Here is a 5,622-nt window from a genome sequence, read left to right as displayed (position 1 = left end):
ACCGGGATTGGCGCTTTCCAGATGTTCAGGAGCGCTTCGGCGTTTTCCGTCATGTCCTCGACCCAGAAGTCGAAATCGACGTCGAAGTCGCCACCCTGCAGATCGTATCCCGACGAAAAGGCGCGGCCCGCACCGGTGATAATCAGGGCGTTGATGTCCGGATCGGCGACGGAAGCCGCAACGGCCGCATCGATCTCGCGCACCACCGTCTTGTTCATCGCGTTCAGCTTGTCGGGCCGATTGATCGTGATGGTGGCGAATTTGTCGGTCGCGTCCTTTTCGTAAAGGATCGTCTCGTAGGTCATGTCTTCTCCTCATTCTGGCAGCCGGTTTACCCTTTGTGCCGCCGTAACCCTCTCGCCGTATGGCGGCTGTTTATCCGTTTAAGCGGGCTGCCCCGCGCTTGGCGCAGGCATGCGCATCCGGGCGTGACTTTCCAGGGTTGCGAGGCTGAGATCGGCACGGACTGTTCCCGTCGTCTCGATGGTCAAGGCGCTCATCAGGTTGCCGAGCGCTGCGGCTGCTGCAAGATCCTTCCCGCTCAACAGGGAATGGAGGGTTCCCGCAACCATTGCATCGCCGGCACCAGTTAGATCGATCACCGTGGCCGGTATGGAGGGAAGCGTTGTTTGCGTCCCCTCGCCCGCGATCACGACGCCCTTCGATCCCAACGAAAGTTGCACCATGCCTGCACCCTTGCCCTGCAGGGCCTGTGCGGCGTCCATCGCCTCGTCGAGCGTGGTCGCACGGGCACCAGACAGGAGGATGGCGGCCTCATCGGCGTTCAGGAACAGAAGATCGATGCCGGTCAAATCATTCGGCAACTTGCGGACCTTGCCGATGGAAACCGCGTCGATTGCCAGCTTGTAGCGTCCTCCGCCCTGACGCCGGATCAAGGCTTCCAGCGTTTCGGCCGGCAGATTGGTTTCCGCGAAAACCCACGACGCGGCTGCAAGGTGAGACCAGATCCGCGCCAGCGCAGCGGGGGTCAACAGGTCGAACAAGCGCATATTGTCCATGCCGAAGACGAGCTGTCCGTCCGGACTCAGCACCGCGCTGTATTCGGCGGTAATCTGGCCGGGCACCATGATCACGCCGCTCAAATCCACGCCGCGTCCACGTAGATGGTTCAGCAGGTGCTGGCCGGTCTGATCGTCGCCCACGGCGGAAATGAACAGCGGCCGTTCGCCGAGAAGCGCCAGGCTTTCCGCCACGTTGCGCGCCACCCCCCCGAAACTGTGGACGCTGTCGACGGGGTTCGAGGTTTCCATCGCGAGCGGCGATTGCAGACGATGCTTGCGGTCAAAAACGGCGCCGCCGATACAAACGATGTGTCCCGGCTCGGGCAGAACGTAGCCCCGGCCAAGAATATGCCCCTGCTTGATGAGCTGAACGATGTGGGCTGCCACGGTCGACCGAGCAATGCCGAGCGCATCTGCAATTTCCTGCTGACCCGCAAAAGGGTTGCGCGAGATCTGCTCAAGAACCGCCGCTTCCTGGGTGGTTAGGTCCGCCATCACTCGCCTGCTGCTGCTCGTGCTTTTTTGTGTAGACAACAACAGTTTTTGTTGTCAACAATAGTTTTCAGCGAAACAAGTGAGCGAGACCGGCTTCAAGGCAGGTGTTCCAAGCCTCCTTCTTCAGCCGATTTGCAGGTCTCGTTCTCGCGACTGGAGGATGTGAGAATGAGTTCAACCGCCAACACGCTGACCGCCGCCGACATTCCGGTCATCGACATTGCGCCCTTCATCGCCAATGAAGCCGGCTCTGCCGATGTGGTTCGCGCGGTTGAAGCGGCCTGCCGCAATCTCGGCTTCCTTCTGGTGACAGGTCATGGCGTGCCGAAGGCCGTGACTGCCCGGCTCTACGACACGGCGCGCGCCTTCTTCGATGAGCCGCAGGAGTGGAAGGTCGGGCAAGGACGCGGCACGAGCGAGATCGGCGGCGTCGCCTTTTCCCCCATTGCCGACGAAGCCTTGGCGGCCACGATGGGATTGAAGACGCCCGGCGACTTCAAGGAAAGCCTGAATTACGGTCCTCGCCTGCCGGGTGACGCCTGGCCTTCCAAGCCGTCCGGCTTGAAGTCTGCCTTCGAGGATTATTTCAGCGAAATGGAAATTCTGGCGGACCATCTGCGCCGGATCTTTTGCAGCGCGATCGGCCTTTCGCCCGCTCATTTCGAGAAGGAGTTCGTCGATCACCTCTCGGCCCTGCGTGTGATCAATTATCCCGAGCAGCATGTTGAGCCAGAGCCCGGCCAGCTTCGCGCCGGCGTCCACACCGATTATGGCTTCATGACCATCCTGCGCTCCGAAGCATCACAAGGCGGTCTCCAGGTGCGGAACCGCGAGGGCGAATGGCTTGACGCACCGTCGATCGAGGGCGCCTATGTCATCAATATCGGCGACGCCTTCATGCGCTGGACCAATGATGAATGGGTCTCGACACCTCACCGCGTGGCTAATCCGCCTTCCGGCTATGGCGGCACCGCGCGGCGTCAATCCATCCCGTTTTTCCTCAATCCGTGTAAGGACACGGTGATCGAATGCCTTCCAGCTTTTGCTGGAGAAGGCGCCAAGTATGAGCCGATCACGTATGGTGAATATATCAAGGTAAAGACCGGCCAAGCCTTCAGCAAGGGCTAAGCGGTCGATCAAAGCAGAACCTGGCGCAAGATCAGGTCTGCAGAGGGTGCAACACACGGGTCACAATGGAGGACCAAGATGGAACTCAATCGACGGCAAGCGCTTGGCGCTTTGGCTGCGGCAGCACTGTTGCCGACACGCGCAGCCTTCGCGCAGCAACGGACCCTCATCGTTCCGACGCTGGGCGGTGTCTGGGAACAGTTCTGGCGCGACAAGATTGCGCCGGAGTTCACGAAGCTCAGCGGTGCAAACGTCACCCTGGATGTGGGTAACGGACGCGTCTTCGGCGCAAACCTGCGCGCTGCCGGACCGCAGAAGCCGCCTTATTCCATCGTCATGACGAACGAGGTTTTCTCGGAAGGCTTGCGCAAGGAAGGCTTCTTCGAGCAGCTCGATCTCGCAAAGCTGCCGAACTACAATTCTACCTATCAGGTGGCCCGCAACACCGGCGGCTATGGTGTCGTTGTCTGTTACTCGCCGGTCGGCATCGGCTACCGCACCGACATGGTCCAGACCCCGCCTAAGAGATGGCACGACCTCTGGGAAAACCCGGAATTCCGCAATCGCATCGGCCTCTACAACTTTGCCAATTCCGCCGGCAAGATGGAATTGCTGCTGGCTTCCCGCCTGTTCGGCAAGGATCAGTATGATGTCGATGCCGGCTTCAAGGCGCTCGCGGATCTCGGCCAAGTCATTCAGGTCGATTTCAATCTTTCCACGGCGCTGGCCGCCGGTGAGATCGTCGTCGCCCCGTTCGATTTCGCGGAAATCGCGCGGCTGAAGAAGCAGGGTCTCCCGGTCGACTATGTCGTTCCGGAAGAAGGTGTCATGGCGTTCGACCAGACGCTGAACATCCTCGCTAACGGTCCTGAAAAGGAGTTGGCCTACCAATACGCCAACTTCCTCCTTTCGCCGGAAGCGCAGGAACTACTCATGCGCGGCTTCTACGTGTCTCCCACCAACACCGCTGTGAAAGCGCCCGAAGAGCTCGCTTACGAGGTGCCGATTTCGGGCGATCGGATGAGCGAAATCCTGCAATGGGACTGGGCCTTCGTGAATGAGCACCAGAACGAACTGTCTGAGCGCTGGGCCTCGACCGTCGGCTGATCGCGCGGCCAAGCGGCGTTGCCATTCGACCGCGGGTCATTTCCTCGCGGTCTGCCTTTCTCACCGGAATGCCTGAGTAGCCGATGACCAAAGTCAACATCCGCGATCTGACGAAGATCTACGGCCACGCCATCAAGGCCGTGGATTCGATCTCGCTGGAAATCCCGTCCGGCGAGTTCGTGTCGCTGCTCGGGCCATCGGGCTGCGGAAAGACAACCACACTCAAGATGCTGGCGGGCTTCGAAAGCGTGACGTCCGGGAGCATCGCCTTCGATGGCGACGATGTCGTTGCGGTGCCGCCCGAAAGGCGCGACATCGGCATGGTGTTTCAGAACTATGCGTTGTTCCCGCATATGACCGTGCGCGGCAATCTCGCCTTTGGGCTGGAAATGCGCAAGGTGCCGAAGGCGGAAATGCAGCGGCGCATCGACGCGACGCTCGACCTCGTTCAACTCGGACCCTACGCGGACCGGTATCCGCGCCAACTGTCCGGCGGGCAGCAGCAGCGTGTTGCGATCGGCCGCGCGCTCGTAATCGAGCCGCGCATCCTCTTGCTCGACGAGCCGCTGGCCAACCTCGACGCCAAGCTACGCGAGGAAATGCGCGTCTTCATCCGCGACCTGCAACGGCGCGTCGGGATTACGACAATCTACGTCACGCATGACCAGGCAGAGGCGATGACGATGTCGGATCGAGTCGTCGTCATGTTCGGCGGCAAGATCGCGCAACAAGCGCCGCCCAGCGACATCTACGACTATCCGGTCAGCCGTGAAGTCGCTGGCTTCGTGGGACAGGTCAACTTCATCGAAGGTTTCGTGGCCTCTGTTGATGGCGATCTGGCGCGGATCGAAACGCCATTCGGACCCGCGGAAGTGCCGGCAAAAACGCGCGGTCGGGGTTCTGCCGTAACCCTGGCGCTGCGCCCGGAAGCCATCGACATCGTTCCCGATGCAGCCGGGCATGGCATTCCGGCGACCGTGGTCAGCTCCTACTTTTCCGGCGCGATCCTCGATTACACGCTGGCCATGGCGGACGGCACGAAAGTCGACGTTAAGACGATTGCCCGGACGCGCTTCGAGCCGGGCGCACAAGTGCGTTTATCCGTCGATGCGCATCGTTTCTGGCCGATCGAGGCAGCATGATGCAGACGGCATCGCCCAGGCATCGACCATATTTTCTGCTTCTGCCCGCCGCGATCCTGCTGATCGTGTTCATGGCCATTCCTTATCTGAACATCCTCGTCACCAGCTTCCGCAATCCCGGCCAAGGAACGCCCTATGCGGACGGCTATACGCTGATGAACTATGCGCGCATCTTTAGCTCGCCGCTTTATCAGGGTCAGTTGTTCAACACGCTGTGGATCGGCATCGTCACGACCTTTGCGACCCTTGTGATCGGCCTGCCGGTCGCTTTTCAGCTTGGACGCGCCGATCTGCGCTGGCGTGGCCTCGCTTATGGTATCGTGCTGTCGCCATTGCTGGTCGGCATCGTCATCCGCAGCTATGGCTGGACGATCCTGCTCGGCAACAATGGCGTCATCAACCGTACGCTGATGAATCTCGGGCTGACCGAGTATCCTTTGCCGCTGATGTATAATTCCCTCGGCATCATCATCGCGCTCGTCCATGTCTTCCTGCCGTTCATGATCCTGCCAATCATGTCGGCCGTGCAATCCATCGATCCGGCGGTTGTTTCTGCCGCACGATCACTGGGCGCGGGCCGCGCGACGGTCATCCGCCGCATCCTCCTGCCGCTGGCGATGCCTGGCATCCAGGCGGGCTGCATCCTCGTTTTCGTGCTGTCGCTGTCGGCCTATGTCACGCCGGCCATGATCGGCGGCCTGCGGGTCAAGACCATGGCGGTGTCGGTG

At 60.7% G+C, this 5,622-nt stretch carries 6 protein-coding genes; 4 read left to right on the top strand and 2 right to left on the bottom strand.

The genetic code is table 11. The features are described 5' to 3' along the window. Together RTX98_RS13015 and RTX98_RS13010 are read right to left on the bottom strand one after the other, a co-directional pair. On the bottom strand, positions 1–305 hold a 305-nt coding region (locus RTX98_RS13015), incomplete at its 3' end, for an enoyl-CoA hydratase/isomerase family protein (protein WP_312797077.1). Between the two features lie 78 nt (positions 306–383). Further along, positions 384–1,517 carry a PfkB family carbohydrate kinase gene (locus RTX98_RS13010; RefSeq protein ID WP_312797075.1) on the bottom strand — a complete coding sequence of 378 codons (1,134 nt, stop codon included), beginning with the start codon at positions 1,515–1,517 and terminating at the stop codon, positions 384–386. A 168-nt stretch (positions 1,518–1,685) separates the two neighbouring features. Here RTX98_RS13010 and RTX98_RS13005 point away from each other — a divergent pair, with 168 nt between their 5' ends. From RTX98_RS13005 to RTX98_RS12990, 4 genes are all read left to right on the top strand, one after another. Next, complete coding sequence (locus tag RTX98_RS13005; protein WP_312797073.1) at positions 1,686–2,645, top strand: isopenicillin N synthase family dioxygenase; 960 nt, start codon at positions 1,686–1,688, stop codon at positions 2,643–2,645. Positions 2,646–2,723: 78 nt separating this feature from the next. Continuing rightward, entirely contained in the window at positions 2,724–3,752 is a 1,029-nt protein-coding gene (locus RTX98_RS13000) for an ABC transporter substrate-binding protein (RefSeq protein ID WP_312797072.1), read from the top strand. Positions 3,753–3,835: 83 nt separating this feature from the next. Continuing rightward, positions 3,836–4,894: an ABC transporter ATP-binding protein gene (locus RTX98_RS12995; RefSeq protein ID WP_312797070.1), complete on the top strand. Its 1,059-nt coding sequence runs from the start codon at positions 3,836–3,838 to the stop codon at positions 4,892–4,894. Beyond that, a partial coding sequence (locus RTX98_RS12990) for an ABC transporter permease (protein WP_312797068.1) occupies positions 4,891–5,622 on the top strand: 732 nt, incomplete at its 3' end. The genes RTX98_RS12995 and RTX98_RS12990, both read left to right, overlap by 4 nt.

This window comes from Tianweitania sp., from assembly GCF_032053605.1.
GTDB lineage: Bacteria > Pseudomonadota > Alphaproteobacteria > Rhizobiales > Rhizobiaceae > Tianweitania.
This window is presented reverse-complemented; position numbering and strand designations above follow the sequence as displayed.

Bases quoted from the DNA above. Each gene is read 5' to 3' on its own strand.
- RTX98_RS13010 (WP_312797075.1), bottom strand. From the start codon at position 1,517: ATGGCGGACCTAACCACCCAGGAAGCGGCGGTTCTTGAGCAGATCTCG.
- RTX98_RS13005 (WP_312797073.1), top strand. From the start codon at position 1,686: ATGAGTTCAACCGCCAACACGCTGACCGCCGCCGACATTCCGGTCATC.
- RTX98_RS13000 (WP_312797072.1), top strand. From the start codon at position 2,724: ATGGAACTCAATCGACGGCAAGCGCTTGGCGCTTTGGCTGCGGCAGCA.
- RTX98_RS12995 (WP_312797070.1), top strand. From the start codon at position 3,836: ATGACCAAAGTCAACATCCGCGATCTGACGAAGATCTACGGCCACGCC.